Raw genomic sequence first — 17,056 nt, 5'->3', positions numbered from 1 at the left:
AATTCAAACCCGAGCTTCATGCCCTGAGCCCCCATGGCTACCGTTCGTCCATGCTGAAGAGGGAGCGCCCTTTCCTCGTCTACACCTTTAGACAGGAGACCTTTCACGGTCGATTGGACACCGGGCATTTCATTCGATGGCATACGAAGCGCCATACGGAACGGCAGTACTTCAAGCTTCGGGTTTCATTTCTCAAGGAATAGAAAGATGACCACTAGCAGCAACAACTGGCATGCATGGCTGAACGCGATGCCACCGAAACCGGATGACTTCCACGTTGTTGGTGATGTTGAAGTTGCCAATCCGGGGATCGAGGCCTATCTGACCATGCGAGCCCCGCAAGGCTTTAATCCGTCGATCCTCATGCTGGATCTGCACTTGATCCAACGGCCTGGAAACTGGGCACAAATGCTGTCCTGTACGCAGGCCAGGTACGACCGGGTAATGCCCCCCAGCGCGCCCCATTACACCGCCGTTGACATTTACCAAAATGGTGAGCGATTGGCGTATATCGACTACATCCCCACCGTCACCTGACAGGCCCGTAACCGGGCACTAGAAGTCGCAACAAAGGCTGTGCCGGCAACGTTCGAAAAGCGCCACGTACACAAGGTCGGGAGGATCCGGAAAAACGCGGCGCTCTCTTCTTTTGGTTACATCGGAGAGATGGTGGCAAGCGCACCGATCACGATGGTCAATGCCAGAAATCCACCCAGAAAAATCGCCATCTTCAGCATTAGGCCTCCAAAATTACCCGTCTGTGGTTGCAGCGTCATTGTGAGGCTGGGGCCCAGTTCATTACAGATGCAGATAGCAAAGGAAAATACGGATCAGCTCAACCCGCCGACACTCAGTCTCTACCCCCTTGCGAGTACCCCACCAGGGTAATAGGCACCTGCGGCCTGCGTCACTAACCTGTCCACCGTCCCATGCGAACAAGCGTGTCTGCACGCGGCGCTGGAGCAACATCAAGAACGGCAACCGAGCCGACGTCCCCCCGGCGTATGCCCTGAGCAATGTGCGCCTTTACTGTCTAACTTGACTGAGAGTTTCAGATGAAACCACGTGCCCGCGACCTGAACATTCAATTCGGCCAGCTGCAACCCGGCCCCCTCAACGCCATCACCGATGTGCCCGGCGTACGGGTCGGCCACAGCAATGTGCGTGGACGAACAGCTGATGGCCGCGACATTCATACCGGCGTCACCGTGATCGAACCGAGGGCCGGTTCCACTAATCAACAGCCGTGCTTTGCCGGTGTCCATGTGCTCAACGGCAATGGTGACGCAACGGGGCTTGAGTGGATTCGCGAGGCCGGTCTGCTGACCAGCCCGATCGCCTTCACCAACACCCACAGCCTGGGCGTGGTCCGTGATGCGCTGATTGAACTGGATCGCCAGAGTCAACCCGATGACGGGCGACTGTACTGGAACATGCCGGTGGTGCTGGAGACCTTCGACGGCTTGCTCAGCGATATCAATGGTTTCCATGTGAAGACCGAACACGTGGCCCAGGCCCTGCGCGCAGCCGTTGGCGGCCCCGTCACCGAAGGCGCCATCGGCGGCGGCAGCGGCATGATCTGTCATGAATTCAAGGGCGGCATTGGCACCGCTTCGCGTCGTCTGAGCAGCGCGCAGGGTGGCTGGACCGTCGGCGCCATCGTCCAGGCCAACCACGGCATCCGCAATGAATTGCGCGTCGACGGTTACCCGGTCGGGCGTTATATGGAACAGGCTGACTCGCCCTTCCTCAAAGCGTCCCTGCCCTATCCGGGCATGGGCTCGATCGTTGTTTGTCTGGCCACCGATGCGCCGTTGCTGCCGCACCAGTGCACACGCCTCGCCCAGCGTGCCAGCCTCGGCCTTGCCCGCACTGGCGGCGGCAACGAGGACCACAGCGGTGACATTTTCGTGGCCTTCGCCACCGGCAATCCACACGTGCCGCCAGCCGCCTACCAGGGCAAAGGGGCGCCGACCTGCGACCACCTGCGCATGGTCAACAACGATCACATCAGTGAGTTGTTCCTGGCCGCCACCGAAGCGGTAGAAGAAGCCATCATCAATGCCTTGCTGGCCTCCGAGACTACCGAGGGCAATGGGCATGCGGTGCCGGGGCTGGATGCCGCCACGTTGCTGCATGCCTTGCGCCAGGCCGGTTGGCCAGGGGCTGAGCAAAACACTGCGCTCTAGCACACACGCGACACGTCACCGGCGGAGCGCACATTCCGCCGGTTGGGTGCGGGCGCCTTAATATTTTTTCATCGTGTCAGTGCCCATTTCATCCTTTTTCTCCATGCCCTCGCTCTTCATCGCGCCACCTTTCTCCATGCTGTCTTTCTTCATGGTGGCACTCTTGGTCTTCTCGCCCTTGGTCTTGTAGTGGTGCTTGGTGGTCTTCGTGGCATTACTTTTCATTTCGTCGTTTTTCATCGTGCCCTTGTCCATCTGATCCTTGGACATGTCATTCGTATTCGCTTCAGCCGCAAACAACGGGGCGGCCACCACCAGAACTACGGCAGCAATCGCCGCAGCAATCAGCTTCTTCATGTCACTACTCCTGTGCAGTTCGCGTTAAGGACAGCGGCAATGCGCCGCGTTTCAGAACAGCCGATTGCTCAACTGCCACTGAACCAGTTGTAACCCTGATCTTCCCAATAACCACCGGGGTAATCGTTGGTCACGAAAATCTCCACCACATGTTTCGGGTTCTTGAAGCCCAGCTTTGTCGGCATGCGCAGTCGCAGGGGGTAACCGTATTCCGGCGGCAATACCTGATCGTCATAGCTCAGGGTCAGCAGCGTTTGCGCATGCAAAGCCGTAGGCATGTCGATGCTGGTGTAATAGTCATCAGCGCATTTGAGCCCGACATATTTGGCACCGGTATCGGCGCCCACCCGTTGCAGAAAAGTCGAAAAGGTCACCCCACCCCATTTGCCGATGGCGCTCCAGCCCTCCACGCAAATCAGCCGTGTGACCTGAGTGGTGCGCGGCAACTGGTTCAATTCGGCCAGGGTCCAGCTGTGTTTGTCCTGGACCAGGCCGCCAACCGTGAGGGTGAACTCATCTTCCTCGATGTCCGGAATGCCGTTGCGGTCGTAATAGGCATTGAACGGAAACGGGCGCGTCATCATCGACTCGGGGTAGGTCGGTGCCAGTCTGCCCGGATCAAACAGCGCCGCCTGAACCTTGTCATTGAAGCGCGAGACCCTTTTCAGCATGGACTCCACTGAGTGGCTGTCGTCCAGCCGACAACCTGTCAGCAAGGCAATCCCACCCAGCGTCCAGGCATGCCGAAGAAATTGCCTGCGTGCGGGTAAATCAAGTTCCTGCGCCACCGATTTGATGATGGCGGGGTCATCCATCCGGTCTTTACCAGTCGTTCTGTTCATGAGTTAGCGCCCACGCAGCATGGCAATCAGGGTGCGTGGCACAAGGGCCACCATCACCAGATGCACCACGGTAAAAGCGACCAGCAACGCCATGCAGACAAAATGCACGATGCGCGCCGAGTCATAACCGCCCATCAGCTCCCTCAGTAACGGAAACTGCACTGACTTCCAGATCACCAGGCCCGACAGCACCAGCACAATGAGATCGAGCACGGCAAACAGGTAGGCGAGCTTTTGCAGGGTGTTGTAGTGCCGCAAGTCCGCATGGGCGAGCTTGCCTCTGAGAGCGGCGAAAAAATCATGCAGGACTTCGCGGGGAGGTATGGGGAAGAACTTGTGGACGATGCGCCCGGAAAAAATATTCAGCAGCAGGTAGACAATGCCGTTGATGAACAGTACCCACATCGCCGCAAAGTGCCACAGCAGCGCACCTGCCAACCAACCGCCGAGGGTGATACTGGCGGGAATCTGAAAGGAAAAAATCGGCGCGGCGTTATAGATGCGCCAGCCGCTCATCACCAGGATGACCACGGCGATGACGTTGATCCAGTGGGTCAACCGTAGCCAGATCGGGTGAATAGTTTGCGAACTACTCATGGTTCCTGTCCTGCCGGCAACGCGCCGGTAAAATCCCCCCGACCACCACGACGTGTGTTGGCTCAATCCCCCATGGTTAACCGGCAACTCCAATGGAGTCGCAAACAACGCCGCCCTGGCGACGCATCTATCAAGACTAGCAGCGACTTACAGACGCCGTTTTAGATTATTCGTCCTGGCACTGTGTGCCCTTCGCAAAAACGCCCCGCTCTACACCAAGTCCAGACACCCACAGGAAAAAACGCAATTGCCCGCCCGCCAGGAATCCTGTTTCATGGTCGTCCGGTTCATCATCAAACGAACCATCCGGCGCGCATCGGCCATGATGTTTGCATTCATGCCCGGTCGCCGGAGAAGATGAAAGCAGCACGATCGCTCTGGCACTGACTATCCTGATGCTACTGAGCCTGTCGGGCTCGATAACATCGTTCTCAGGGAATATCGAATGACCGCAAGACAAGTTATCAATGCTTCGGTGAGCCCAAAAGGCAGCCTGGAGACGCTGTCCCAACGCGAAGTTCAGCAACTGAGCGCCGCAGGATCAGGCAGCATCTACTCTCTCTTCCGCCAGTGCGCCCTGGCCATCCTCAATACCGGCGCCCATGTCGACAACGCCAAGACCATTCTGGAAGCCTATCGGGACTTCGAGATTCGCATTCATCAGCAAGATCGCGGTGTCCGCCTTGAATTGCTCAACGCGCCCGCAGACGCCTTCGTCGATGGCGAAATGATCGCCAGCACCCGCGAGATGCTGTTCAGCGCCCTGCGCGACATCGTTTATACCGAGAACGAGCTGGACAGCCAGCGCATCGACCTGAGCTCGTCCCAAGGCATCAGCGACTACGTCTTCCACCTGCTGCGCAACGCCCGTACCCTGCGTGCCGGCGTGGAGCCGAAAATCGTCGTGTGCTGGGGCGGTCACTCGATCAGCTCTGAGGAATATCAATACACCAAAAAAGTCGGCCACGAACTCGGCCTGCGCAGTCTGGATGTGTGCACCGGCTGCGGGCCTGGGGTGATGAAAGGCCCAATGAAGGGCGCGACCATTTCCCACGCCAAGCAACGGATCACCCACGGGCGCTACCTGGGGCTGACGGAGCCCGGGATTATTGCAGCCGAAGCGCCGAACCCGATCGTCAATGAACTGGTGATCCTGCCGGACATCGAGAAGCGCCTGGAAGCCTTCGTCCGCGTCGGCCACGGCATCATCATTTTCCCGGGTGGCGCCGGTACTGCCGAAGAATTCCTCTACCTGCTGGGTATCCTGATGCACCCGGACAACCGCGACCTGCCCTTCCCGGTGATCCTGACAGGACCTAAGAGCGCGGAGCCGTACTTGCAGCAACTGCACGCGTTCGTCGGCGCCACACTGGGCGAAGAAGCGCAGAGTCACTACGAGATCATCATCGACGACCCGGCCCAGGTGGCCCGGCAAATGACTAAAGGGCTCAAGGACGTCAAGCAGTTCCGCCGCGAGCGCAACGATGCGTTCCATTTCAACTGGCTGCTGAAGATCGACGAAGGCTTCCAGCGCCCGTTCGACCCAACCCACGAAAACATGGCCAGCTTGCAACTGCGCCACGACCTGCCGCCGCACGAACTGGCGGCAAACCTGCGCCGTGCGTTTTCCGGCATCGTTGCCGGTAACGTCAAGGACAAGGGCATCCGCCTGATCGAGAAACACGGTCCTTACAAGATCCACGGCGACGCAGCGGTCATGCAGCCACTGGACAAACTGCTGAAAGCGTTTGTCGCGCAACACCGTATGAAACTGCCCGGTGGCGCAGAGTATGTGCCCTGCTATCAGGTCATCAGCTAAAAACACCCTCGCGTGGACCGGCTCGGAACCGTGCGGTTCCGGGCCGGTCTTCTCTCTTTGCGATACGCTCCCCCCAACACAGCCTGAGTGATTCCCGTGCAGACCACCCGTTTGACCCTGATCTGTCACGCCCGGACAGCGGCCCAGAAACTGGCGCGCTTTGCCGAGGATGAATCAGTGGAAATGGACTGGCAGAACGAAAAAGGTTCATTGGCCAAGCGTTTCAAACGAGCGCCACGCCTGCTCAGCGCACCGGAAGCCCGGGCCCGAGAGACCGCCGCGCTGTTTGGCGCGGACATGGAAATTGTCCCGGCCCTGCGCGATTGCGATATGGGTCGCTGGAAGGGGCTGCGGATCAATGACCTGCAACAAAACGAGCCCGAGTTGCTGCACGCCTGGTTGAGCGACAGCACCCGTGCTGCGCATGGCGGTGAATCAGTGGCCCAACTCTGCGAGCGGATCGCAGCGTGGCTGGAGACCCTGGGCAGCCAGCCCGGGCACCTCCTTGCCGTCACTCACCCGTTCGTGATTCGTGCCGCGCTGATGCACGTGATGCAATGCCCACTCGCGCTGTTCAACACGATTGACGTCGAGCCTCTGGCCGCCGTCGAATTACGCTACAACGGCCGCTGGCGACTGCGCCTGACGCCAGCCTGACCTCACGACGTCAAAGGTTCTGCCAGCCGGCAACCTTCTGCGCACTGATGCTGATCCCGCCACACACGACGATCACCACATCATGGGCTCCGGCAATCGCCGGGTGATCCAGATACGCGACGGCCAGCGAGACACCGCACGCCGGCTCCACCAGTTGACGCATGTCATCGGCATAGCGGACGACGCCCATGATGGCCTCGGCATCCGTCAGGACGACACACGTGTGCTGGAAATGCTGGATGTGCTCAACCGGCCATTGCGCAACTTGCAGCGCCCCGAGTGAGCTGGCGACGGTGTTGATTTCGGAGAGTTTGACCGGATGCCCGGCCTTGACCGCGGCGGCGAATGACGCTGCGCCCTCGGTTTCGCAGGCAATGATCCGACAATCCAGCCGGGCGTGGCGTTCCAGGCCGGTCAGGATCCCGGCCAGCAAACCACCCCCGCCCACCGACGCCACTATCGCGTCGACCTGAGGGCAGTCCTGCAGAATTTCATCGATCATCGTGCTGTGTCCTTCCCACAGCGTCGGGTGGTCGAACGCCGGCACGTATTCGGTATCAGGCGCCTTGGCGAGTTCCAGCGCCAACTGGTTGGCCTCGTCCCACACCTGACCGTGCACGATCACATGTGCCCCGGTTTTGGCGATTCGCGCCCGGGTGCTTTGCGGGGTGGTGTGCGGCACGATGATGCTCGCTTGCAACCCCAATGCTGCGGCGGCCACTGCCGTCGCATAGCCGGCATTGCCGCCGGACGGACAGACCACTTTCTTCATCCCCTGCTCGGCCGCGCGGGTACAGAGCAGGCCCATGCCGCGCAGCTTGAATGAACCGCTGGGTTGCAGGTTTTCCAGCTTGAGCCAGATGCGCCTGTCTGGCGTCGAGAGCCCCGGATGGAGTACCAAGGGTGTTCTGATATGCAGCATCGCGGGCATCCTGATCAAAAAAACGGATAAATGGGCAGCCGGTAGGGTGCTGACTCGAACGGGCAAAGGCAGATTCGACGAATGCCCCCAGGACCGGGCTATACCGCTGAGTTTAGACGTCGCCGCCTTCCTGGCTCGGCCAGCACTGTCACACCTGGTGACCGAACGGCTCGGCCCTTTTACCCACGGTGCCGAATTCGACCGGCGCCTTGATGTAAAACAAGGCGATGTCTTCGGCCTCGAGTCGCGCAAACAGCCGAGTGCACTCTTCTTCGGTAATCGCCAGACGGATCTCGGCCGGCTGATCGGCCATCTCGAAAAAGTGCGCGGAATGCAGTTTCCCGGAATGCCCGAAGCCTTCGATACCGGTTGCCAGAGTGGCCCCGTGCAGGCCCATTTCTTTCGCCAGATCAATAAGCCAGTCACCGAGCATTTTTCCGTGATGACGCCGGTTTTGCTGAGTAAAGAAAATCACCAGAAAACCTTGCATGACGATCTCCTCTTCAATGACCTCAATGACTCAACATAAACCTGCCTTGCCGAATATTGAAGTGCCCGGGATGTGTTGCAGAGGCGGTAAAGAAGATCAGCGGTCATACGCCTCATTCAGCAGGCTGCTATGCCTTCTCATGGGAGCTGTCGATCAAGTCAGCCGAGGGAGGCGCTGAAAACAGATGCGTGGCCAGGGTCGCGGCACCTACCTTGTGCGCGCAAAGAAAAACCGGTGCCAGCCCCTGACAGGAGGTGGCAGATGCTCTACATCGTCAGTTGGTCAATCACTCCGGAACGCCGTAATAGCGCGATCGAACGTTTTCTCAAAACAGGCGGAGCCCCACCCGCAGGCGTCACCATGCTGGGACGCTGGCATGCCGTAGGACGCATGACCGGTTTTGGTGTTGCAGAGGCCAGTGATGTCACACTGATACAGAAATGGGTGCTCGAATGGAGCGACCTGCTGGCCATGGAGATTCACCCTGCATTGACGGATGAACAGGCCGCGCCGTTGCTGGCGGCGGCGCTTGGCAAGTAACAACCGGCGCCTGCAAAGACGCAGATCCATTGATCGTTCCCACGCATGGGAACGATCAATAAGCTGTTGGTCTGCCCCCGAACAAACTGACAACTTGTGGCGAGGGGGGGTTACTTCGCGCCGTAGATATCGAAGTCGAAGTACTTTTTGTTGATCTTCGCGTACGTGCCATTAGCAAGAATCGTCGCCAGGGCCTTGTTCAAATCTTCGCGCAGTTCAACATCACTCTTGCGCACACCAATACCGTCACCGACGCCGAAGAATTCCGGGTTGTCCAGGGTGCCGCCGGCAAACTCGTAGTCCTTGCCCACCGGTTTATTCAGAAACCCGTAGCTGGCCTGAATCGAGCCCTGCAACGATGCATCGAGGCGCCCGACCACAAGGTCGGCGTAGACCTGGTCCTGATTCTGATAGGAAAGAATCTCTACCCCCTGCTTGCCCCAGACCGCTTTTGCAAAAGCCTCCTGGGTCGAGCCCTGCTCCACACCGATGCGTTTGCCTTTGAGCGACTCGACGGTCGGCTGCAGGTCCGATCCGCGCTTGATCACCAAGCGTGCCGGCGCGTTCGATACCTTGTCGCTAAACGCAATCTGCTCCTGACGCTTGGGGGTGACGGTCATCGACGACGCGATAGCGTCGAACTTGCGCGCCAGCAGCCCTGGAATCATCCCGTCCCAGCTGCTTTCAACCCAGACGCATTTAGCGTGCAACTCTGCACACAGCGCGTCGGCGATGTCGACGCCAAAACCGGTCAGCGTGCCATCCTGGTTTTTGTATTCCAGCGGTGGGTACGTCGGGTCAATCCCCAGCCTCAACACTTTGCCGGACCAGTCGGCCGCGCCGGCCAGGCCGGATGCCGTCATGAAAACCAGTGAAACCGCCGCGATCATCTTATTCATTGTTATTGTCCTCCAGGGGTTCGCCGAGTCGGGTTACCGACCGTTTTTTGTATAACCGTGATGCTCAAAAACATTGATGTTCAAAAACCGTGCGCCTCAACGCAGAAAACCCTCGGCCAACTTCACCCAATAGCTCGCGCCGATTGGCAGGCAGGCATCATTGAAGTCGTAACCGGGATTGTGCAGCAAACAGCTGCCATCGCCCTGGCCATTGCCGATCACCAGGTAGCTGCCGGGGCATTGTTCCAGGATGAACGCGAAATCCTCGCTGGCGGTGAAAGGCCGCAGGTCTTCGATCAGTTGCCCTTCTCCCAACCATTCCCGTGCGACCTGACGGGCGAACGCGGTTTGCTCCGGATCGTTGATCAGCACCGGATGGCAGCGGTAATAATCGATCTCGGCCTGCGCGCCGAAACTCGCCGCCTGGCCGTTGACCAGATCGGTAATTCTGCGTTCGAGCAATTGGCGGACCTCAGGCGTCAACGCTCGCACGCTCAGGATCATTTCGGCGGACGCGGGAATCACATTCGAAACGTTCCCGGCATGAATCGAACCGACCGTGATGATCGCCGTTTCCTGCGGATTGACGTTACGCGAGACAATGCTTTGCAGGGCGATCACGATCGATGCGCAGACCACCACCGGGTCGACCGCCTTGTGCGGCACCGCACCATGGCCACCGGTGCCGATGATTTTGATTGTGACGGTATCGGCAGAGGCCATGAACGGCCCGCTGTAAAACCCCAACTGCCCGGTGGGATAGCCCGGGATGTTGTGCATGGCAAAAATCGCATCACACGGGAAACGTTCGAACAGCCCGTCCTCAAGCATCTTCTTCGCACCGCCCAGCCCTTCTTCGGCCGGCTGGAACACCAGGTTCAGCGTGCCGTTGAAATCCCGCGTTTGCGCCAGGTATTTGGCCGCCGCCAGCAAGGTTGCCGTATGACCGTCGTGGCCGCAGGCATGCATCACGCCGTCGATCCGGCTGGCATAAGACAACCCGGTGGCTTCCTGAATCGGCAGCGCATCCATGTCTGCGCGCAGCCCGAGGGAGCGGCCCTCGCCATTTTTCAGGGTCCCGACCACGCCGGTCTTGCCCACGCCGGTGCTGACCTCATACCCCCACTGCGTCAAACATTCAGCCACCAGTTCGCTGGTGGTGAACTCTTCAAACCCAAGCTCGGGGTGGGCGTGAATACGCTGACGCAGGGCGATCATTTCATCCTGCAGCGCCGCGATTCCCGGCAGGACGTGGTCAGCATTCATGGGTGTGCTCCTCGATAAGAATATTCAGCTACCCGCGATTCAACCCAGGCGCTGTTGGGTCGATCTTAGGGAATGGGCCGTAGGCTGGGGAGGCTCAGTTTGGTTATGATGACAACCATTAGTTGTCGCCCAGGTGAGCAGATGAAACTGCATCAATTACAAGCCCTGATTGCCAGCGCCGAGACCGGCAGCATCCGCGCCGCCGCGCGCTCGCTGGACATCTCCCAGGCCGCGGTGACCAAAGCCCTGCGCGAGCTGGAAACCGAACAACGGTTACCGCTGTTCGTCAGAACCCCCAGCGGCCTGAACTTTACTGAATTCGGCAAGGTGCTGCTGACGCACGCCCGGCTGGTGCTCAAGCAACTGGAACATGCGCAGACCGAACTCGATCACCTGCGCGGCAAGGCCCAAGGGCGGCTCTGCGTCGGGGTCACGCCCTGGGTCGCGTTAACCTTCCTGCCCGAAGTGGTCTTGGCTTTTCGGGCACGCATGCCGGACATTCATCTGGAGCTGTTCGAAAGCCTGATGGCAGTTGCCCAACCACTGCTGCGCGACGGCAGCATGGATTTCGCCATCGGTCAGCTTCACCCGGCACAAGCGACTGCGGAATTTGCCTGTGAAACCCTGCTCGAATACCAGACGTCGGTGCTGGTTCGCCAAGGTCATCCGCGACAGAATGCACGGTCGATTCACGAACTGCTGGATCAGGACTGGACCCTGAACTACGCGCCAGATGGCCATGATGCGCTGATGCAGGAGCTGTTCTGGAGGCACAACGCACAGATCGATGAACAACGCATCGTGCGCGCCCATTCACTGGCGATTCTGCAAATGATGCTGGAACGGGCCGACATGTGTACCTGGGGTCCGACCATCCTCAGCACCGCATCGCCCTTCCTCGGCCGATTGGTGTCCGTGAACCTGATCGAGCAGTTCGAACCGAGACAGCTGAGCATCGTCACCCGCCGCAACGGCTCGCTGAGCAATCCGGCGCTGTGTTTTACCGATTGCCTGCTACAGGTGATTCGGCGCCATGCGCGTTCGGCGAAGAAGGAAGACCGGCAGCTGTTTGATACGCTGCGGTTGTTAGTGTGAGGTGACGCAGCGCCGCGTCACTCAACCGCCATACGCTCCAGGCTGTTGCTCAAATGCAGCAGCATGGCCGCTCTGGCCGCGTCGGGGTCCTGCCGGCGAATCGCATTGAAGATTGCTTCGTGCTCCAGACTGGCCTGTTGGCCCAGCTTCATCAAATCGGTGGCGCCACGCTCCTGCGCGTTGATCCGGGTGCGCGGTATGACCGAGTTACCGAGGTGATAGATGATGTCAGTGAAGTACGTATTCCCGGTGGCTTCGGCAATCAGCCGATGAAAACGCATGTCGGGCTCAACGCTGCTGTCGTTATTGGCCAGTGAATTCTGATAGTCGTCCAGCGCCTGGCGCATCCGGGCAAGCTGCTCTTGCGTTCGACGCTTCGCCGCCAGGGCCGCGGCTTGCGTCTCCAGCCCCATGCGAAGTTCAAGAATCCCCCGTACGCTGATGGCGGTGTCGCTGCTCAGGCGAAAACCCTGATGCGAGTCACGCTCCAGGGCGAACGTTCCCACGCCATGCCGGGTTTCAACCAGACCGGACGCCTGCAACTTGGAGATGGCCTCGCGAACCACCGTACGACTGACGCCGTGCTCGCGAACAATCGTGGATTCGGAGGGCAGTTTTTCACCGGGCGCGATCTGTCCAAGCAGAATGCGTTGAGTCAGCTCGGCAACAATATCGTGCGCCAGGCCAGGCGTACGCTTGCGGCCTGAACCGCTGGATTCGTTTTGCATGTGGTCCGACCCGTTCAAATGAGGCTCCAGAATACTACTACCGGCGTTAACCATTGTGCTGATTTAGCGCCCCAACACGTCAGACAACATAGCTGCTTCAGCAGTTTTATTCGACTACCCCATCTGTATGACGACCGAAGTACTCACCTTAAAAACTGAAACCTCGAGTCAAAATCGAGCTAAAACCGCTGAAAGCGCATCAAAAATGCACATTTAAATCTTAAATAACCGTTTCTTATAGCCATTTGGTTGCAAAGCTCGTATTGCGACTCAAAAATCTCACTTGTATGATGACTGGCAACTTAAGTCGCAAAACAACACTGCAACACCACACCCGCATAACAATAATCAGTGGGAGTCATGAACCGTGAGCAACTCAAGCACCGCACCTGCCGTCTCGCCGGACAATCCTGTCCTGGCGCGCGCCATTTCGAAAGTGAAGAGCCATGTGCTCCCGCTCTTCGTCATCATGTTCATCGTCAATTACATCGACCGCGTCAACATCGGTTTCGTCCGCACTCACATGGAACACGATCTGGGCATCGGCGCTGCCGCGTACGGGTTCGGGGCAGGTTTGTTCTTCATTGGTTATGCGCTGTTCGAAGTGCCCTCCAACATACTGCTGCAAAAAGTCGGCGCGCGTTTCTGGCTGACCCGGATCATGTTCACCTGGGGCATTACCGCCACGCTGATGGCCTTCATCCAGAACGAAACCCACTTCTACATTTTGCGATTTCTGCTGGGCGTGGCTGAAGCCGGTTTCTTCCCCGGCGTCATCTACTACTTCACTCGCTGGTTGCCCGGCGTCGAGCGCGGTAAAGCCATCGCGATCTTCCTCAGCGGCTCGGCATTCGCCTCGCTGCTCTCGGGCCCGCTGTCCGGCATGCTGCTGCAAATCAACGGTTGGGGCATGCATGGCTGGCAGTGGATGTACATCATCGAAGGTATGGCGTCGGTGTTCCTGTGCTTCTTTGTCTGGTTCTGGCTGGACTCCAAACCGCATGACGCCAAGTGGCTGAGCCGTGAAGAGCAGGATGCTCTGGTGGGCGAAATCGATCGCGAACAACGTGAGCGCGACGCCGCCCACACGATCAAGCCGACCTTGGGCAAGTTGCTCAAGGACCGTCAGATCATGCTGTTCTGCGCCCTGTACTTCTGCATTCAGCTGACGATCTACGCCGCCACTTTCTGGCTGCCCAGCATCATCAAAAAGATGGGCGACCTGAGCGACATTCAGGTGGGTTTCTACAACTCGATTCCCTGGCTGATTTCGATTGTCGCCATGTATGCCTTCGCCGCACTGTCGGGCAAGTTCAAGTTCCAGCAGGCCTGGGTTGCTGCTGCGCTATTGATCGCTGCCACGGGCATGTTCCTGTCCACCACGGGCGGACCGATCTTCGCATTTATCGCCATCTGCTTTGCGGCAATCGGCTTCAAGTCAGCCTCTTCGCTGTTCTGGCCGATTCCCCAGGGCTACCTCGATGCCCGAATCGCTGCTGCGGTTATCGCCCTGATCAACTCCATCGGCAATCTCGGCGGGTTCGTCGCCCCCACCACCTTCGGCTTTCTGGAACAAACCACCGGCTCCATTCAGGGCGGGCTGTATGGCCTGGCGGGCACCTCGATCATTGCCGCGCTGCTGGTGTTTTTCGCCAAGACCAAACCCACGGTAACGGACACCGCCAACACGGACATTCACCAACCCGTGCTCGGTAAATCGCTCTGACCGGCGATTGGCTCGAACTGACAAGACAGGAACTGAACATGAACACTGAACACCAGCACCACACCGGCAAAGCCCCGCTGATCACCAGCCTTCAGGTCATCCCGGTTGCCGGCCATGACAGCATGCTGATGAACCTCAGCGGCGCCCACGGCCCGTTTTTCACCCGCAATATCGTCATTCTCAAGGACAGCGCCGGCAACGTCGGCGTCGGCGAAGTCCCTGGCGGCGAGCGCATTCGTGAAACGCTGGAAGACGCCCGCAGCCTGGTGGTCGGGCAACCGATCGGCAACTACCAAAGCATCCTCAACGCCATGCGCAGCGCTTTCGCGGCCCGCGATGCTGCCGGCCGTGGCCTGCAAACCTTTGACTTGCGCATCACCATTCATGCCGTGACCGCCATGGAGGCGGCCCTGCTGGATTTGCTCGGTCAGTTCCTCGAAGTCCCGGTAGCGGCCTTGCTCGGTGAAGGCCAGCAACGCGATGCGGTGAAGATGCTCGGCTATCTGTTCTACATTGGCGACCGTCACCAGACCGATCTGGCGTACCGCAGCGAACCCGACGCGGATGACTGGTTCCGCTTGCGTCACGAACAGGCGATGACGCCTGAAGCCATCGTGCGCCTGGCCGAGGCCGCCAAGGCCAAATACGGTTTCAACGACTTCAAGCTCAAAGGCGGCGTGCTGCGCGGCGAGGAAGAAATTGAAGCCGTTACTGCTTTGGCCGAGCGCTTCCCGGATGCGCGCATCACCCTAGACCCGAACGGCGCCTGGTCGTTGAAGGAAGCCATTGCACTGTGCCGCGACCAGCATCATGTGCTGGCCTATGCCGAAGATCCGTGTGGCGCTGAAAACGGTTATTCCGGCCGCGAGGTGATGGCCGAATTTCGTCGAGCCACCGGCCTGCCGACGGCGACCAACATGATCGCCACCGACTGGCGCGAACTGGGCCACGCCATCCAGCTGCAATCGGTGGACATCCCACTGGCCGATCCGCACTTCTGGACCATGCAAGGCTCGGTACGCGTGGCGCAAATGTGCCATGAGTGGGGGCTGACCTGGGGTTCTCATTCCAACAACCACTTCGACATTTCACTGGCGATGTTCACCCAGGTCGCGGCGGCTGCACCCGGCGATATCACTGCAATCGACACCCACTGGATCTGGCAGGACGGGCAACGCCTGACCAAGGAACCGCTGCAAATCGTCGACGGTCACATCAAGGTTCCAGCCAGGCCCGGCCTGGGCGTCGACGTCGATATGGACGCGGTCGCCAAGGCCCACGAACTCTACAAAGGTATGGGCCTCGGTGCGCGCGACGACAGCGTGGCGATGCAGTTTATGATTCCCGGCTGGATGTTCGATAACAAAAAGCCCTGCCTGGTGCGCTGAGTTTCGGCGGCTACGCAACGTGATGCCTTGAAGCAAACGAGGACAGGTTCATTACCCTGTCAGCACCTGTCCTCGTCCTCTCTCCAATAGATCTATCCCCTCGCTCCCCCGCTCATCGGGATCAGAAACAACCCTGTCAAAAAATTTATCCAGCCGAGAACAGGCCGAAAGATTGACCTCTCTAGGATGAGCGCACGCCTGAAGTTCAGGCAGCATTCGAGGCTGAATAACCTATGACACGCCCACATTCGACCAAGGCCAACTACAGCATTGTGTTGGTCAACTACAAATCGCTTGAACTGACCAGAACCTGCCTGGAACTGCTGCGCGAGCATGTGCAGCAGGCGGGCGTGCCGGTGTTTGTGGTGGACAACTATTCGAACGATGCGAGCAGCGAATACCTGCGCACGCTGGACTGGATCAACCTGATCGAGCGTAAAAGCAACGGCCCTGAAGCCGGGAATATGGCTCACGGCCGGGCCCTGGATGTTGCCCTGGAGCAGGTTGAAACCGAGTACCTGTTCTTGTTGCACACCGACACGTTCATTTACGACCCGGCCGTGTTCAGCCTGATGCTCAGCCAGTGCGCTGGCCCGCAGGAAGTGGCGGCGGTCGGCTGCCTGGAACAGCTGAACCGAGGTGTGGCCCGAACGGCCTGGCGCCTGACATCACGGTTTTTCAAGCACTACACCCGGCGCAGCTTGCTGGCCCTGGGATTGAATGCCAAGGCACCGAAACCGTTCAGGGAAGTTCACTTGAAAAGCTTCTGCACCCTGTGGAACGTGCGCCTGGTTAAACAACACGGCCTGCGCTTTCAAATGGATGGGCGCAATCCCGGTTACGAACTGCAAGATCGAATGGCTGCGCTGAACTACAAGATCGGCTTCATTTCGCCACGCACGATATTCCGCTACCTGGACCATATTCAAAGCGGGACGGTGTCAGCGATGGGCGGTTATGCGAATAGCCACCGCAGGGTCAAGGTGTACAACCAATTGACCGGACAGCGAGCATTCAAGGCTGATGCATTGCAGACAAATGGCTACGTGGGATCGTTTAAGCAAGCGCGGTCTCCCGCTGTTGTTTGATGCCTGCTTCCAAAAGATCGTCCGAACGCGACCCGAGCCTTCGGCAGCTCCTACGGATATCACCCACCACAACGAAGTGATACGCCCGCCCCACCACTCAATAGGCCGAGCGTTAGCTCGCCTGCCGCCCTTGATCTTGATCCACCCGCCCCTATCGGGAGGCCGAGTGGAGGTGTTCATCAGGGGGTGGGCGCGCAGCGCCGTACGGCGCAGCCGGACACATCGAGAGGAGGTCGTCGCGAAGCAGACCGTAGGCGATGCCCCCTGATGGACACCGGAGCGAGGGTACGCCGAGCCTAAGCGAGGTGCCGTACGCTTGGGGCGAAGCCTTTTGGTTCCTTTTTGGCGTTTGAAAAGGGACTCGCCGTCAGGGCGAAACCCTAAGCGGCCGTTACCGCAGGAATGGATCTGTACACCTGCAAGAGATGGGTCGGCTATCAGGCCGCCAAGGTC

Annotated in this window: 17 protein-coding genes; 9 read left to right on the top strand and 8 right to left on the bottom strand. The window is 59.0% G+C overall.

The annotated features are described in order from the left end of the window. Window positions 1–207: 207 nt before the first annotated feature. Window positions 208–537, top strand: a complete 330-nt coding sequence (locus HK44_RS00495; protein ID WP_019689674.1) for a hypothetical protein — start codon at window positions 208–210, stop codon at window positions 535–537. Window positions 538–1,055: 518 nt separating this feature from the next. Next, window positions 1,056–2,189, top strand: coding sequence for a P1 family peptidase (locus tag HK44_RS00490; protein ID WP_019689673.1), 1,134 nt, complete (start codon window positions 1,056–1,058; stop codon window positions 2,187–2,189). Between the two features lie 57 nt (window positions 2,190–2,246). Here HK44_RS00490 and HK44_RS00485 read toward each other — a convergent pair whose 3' ends face one another. From HK44_RS00485 to HK44_RS00475, 3 genes are all read right to left on the bottom strand, one after another. After that, window positions 2,247–2,546: a hypothetical protein gene (locus HK44_RS00485; protein WP_019689672.1), complete on the bottom strand. Its 300-nt coding sequence runs from the start codon at window positions 2,544–2,546 to the stop codon at window positions 2,247–2,249. 68 nt (window positions 2,547–2,614) lie between these two features. Next, a complete protein-coding gene (locus HK44_RS00480) occupies window positions 2,615–3,361 on the bottom strand; it encodes a molybdopterin-dependent oxidoreductase (RefSeq protein WP_019689671.1) in 747 nt (248 codons plus the stop codon). A 30-nt stretch (window positions 3,362–3,391) separates the two neighbouring features. After that, complete coding sequence (locus HK44_RS00475) at window positions 3,392–3,985, bottom strand: cytochrome b/b6 domain-containing protein (RefSeq protein ID WP_019689670.1); 594 nt, start codon at window positions 3,983–3,985, stop codon at window positions 3,392–3,394. Between the two features lie 445 nt (window positions 3,986–4,430). Here HK44_RS00475 and ppnN point away from each other — a divergent pair, with 445 nt between their 5' ends. Next, the gene (gene ppnN, locus HK44_RS00470) at window positions 4,431–5,804 is read left to right on the top strand and encodes a nucleotide 5'-monophosphate nucleosidase PpnN (RefSeq protein WP_019689669.1); all 1,374 of its coding nucleotides are present in this window, start codon (window positions 4,431–4,433) and stop codon (window positions 5,802–5,804) included. A 96-nt stretch (window positions 5,805–5,900) separates the two neighbouring features. Continuing rightward, window positions 5,901–6,461, top strand: a complete 561-nt coding sequence (locus tag HK44_RS00465; protein WP_019689668.1) for a histidine phosphatase family protein — start codon at window positions 5,901–5,903, stop codon at window positions 6,459–6,461. Between the two features lie 10 nt (window positions 6,462–6,471). Here HK44_RS00465 and HK44_RS00460 read toward each other — a convergent pair whose 3' ends face one another. Continuing rightward, window positions 6,472–7,383: a pyridoxal-phosphate dependent enzyme gene (locus HK44_RS00460; RefSeq protein ID WP_019689667.1), complete on the bottom strand. Its 912-nt coding sequence runs from the start codon at window positions 7,381–7,383 to the stop codon at window positions 6,472–6,474. Between the two features lie 148 nt (window positions 7,384–7,531). Continuing rightward, window positions 7,532–7,873, bottom strand: a complete 342-nt coding sequence (locus tag HK44_RS00455) for a DUF190 domain-containing protein (protein ID WP_019689666.1) — start codon at window positions 7,871–7,873, stop codon at window positions 7,532–7,534. A gap of 261 nt (window positions 7,874–8,134) precedes the next feature. Between HK44_RS00455 and HK44_RS00450 the strand changes: the two genes are divergently transcribed. Then, window positions 8,135–8,413 (top strand): DUF3303 domain-containing protein, encoded by a 279-nt coding sequence (locus HK44_RS00450; RefSeq protein ID WP_019689665.1) that lies wholly within the window; start codon window positions 8,135–8,137, stop codon window positions 8,411–8,413. Window positions 8,414–8,523: 110 nt separating this feature from the next. Here HK44_RS00450 and HK44_RS00445 read toward each other — a convergent pair whose 3' ends face one another. Both HK44_RS00445 and HK44_RS00440 read right to left on the bottom strand, forming a co-directional pair. Next, the gene (locus tag HK44_RS00445) at window positions 8,524–9,312 is read right to left on the bottom strand and encodes an ABC transporter substrate-binding protein (protein WP_019689664.1); all 789 of its coding nucleotides are present in this window, start codon (window positions 9,310–9,312) and stop codon (window positions 8,524–8,526) included. Window positions 9,313–9,408: 96 nt separating this feature from the next. Then, entirely contained in the window at window positions 9,409–10,578 is a 1,170-nt protein-coding gene (locus HK44_RS00440; RefSeq protein ID WP_019689663.1) for a M20 aminoacylase family protein, read from the bottom strand. Between the two features lie 105 nt (window positions 10,579–10,683). On the opposite strand from HK44_RS00440, the gene HK44_RS00435 reads away from it, so the two are divergent. Then, window positions 10,684–11,673, top strand: a complete 990-nt coding sequence (locus HK44_RS00435; protein WP_024264650.1) for a LysR family transcriptional regulator — start codon at window positions 10,684–10,686, stop codon at window positions 11,671–11,673. A gap of 17 nt (window positions 11,674–11,690) precedes the next feature. Here the strand turns inward: HK44_RS00435 and HK44_RS00430 are convergent, their stop codons facing one another. Next, a complete protein-coding gene (locus HK44_RS00430) occupies window positions 11,691–12,401 on the bottom strand; it encodes a FadR/GntR family transcriptional regulator (protein WP_019689661.1) in 711 nt (236 codons plus the stop codon). A gap of 367 nt (window positions 12,402–12,768) precedes the next feature. On the opposite strand from HK44_RS00430, the gene HK44_RS00425 reads away from it, so the two are divergent. From HK44_RS00425 to HK44_RS00415, 3 genes are all read left to right on the top strand, one after another. Beyond that, window positions 12,769–14,127: an MFS transporter gene (locus HK44_RS00425; protein ID WP_019689660.1), complete on the top strand. Its 1,359-nt coding sequence runs from the start codon at window positions 12,769–12,771 to the stop codon at window positions 14,125–14,127. 38 nt (window positions 14,128–14,165) lie between these two features. Then, window positions 14,166–15,515 carry a glucarate dehydratase gene (gudD, locus tag HK44_RS00420; RefSeq protein ID WP_019689659.1) on the top strand — a complete coding sequence of 450 codons (1,350 nt, stop codon included), beginning with the start codon at window positions 14,166–14,168 and terminating at the stop codon, window positions 15,513–15,515. 233 nt (window positions 15,516–15,748) lie between these two features. Continuing rightward, window positions 15,749–16,603: a glycosyl transferase gene (locus tag HK44_RS00415; RefSeq protein ID WP_019689658.1), complete on the top strand. Its 855-nt coding sequence runs from the start codon at window positions 15,749–15,751 to the stop codon at window positions 16,601–16,603. Window positions 16,604–17,056 lie beyond the last annotated feature (453 nt).

The organism is Pseudomonas fluorescens HK44, assembly GCF_000217955.3.
Taxonomy (GTDB): domain Bacteria; phylum Pseudomonadota; class Gammaproteobacteria; order Pseudomonadales; family Pseudomonadaceae; genus Aquipseudomonas; species Aquipseudomonas fluorescens_AQ.
The sequence above is the reverse complement of the archived record's forward strand: the minus strand, read 5'-3'. Positions and strand labels throughout refer to the sequence as shown.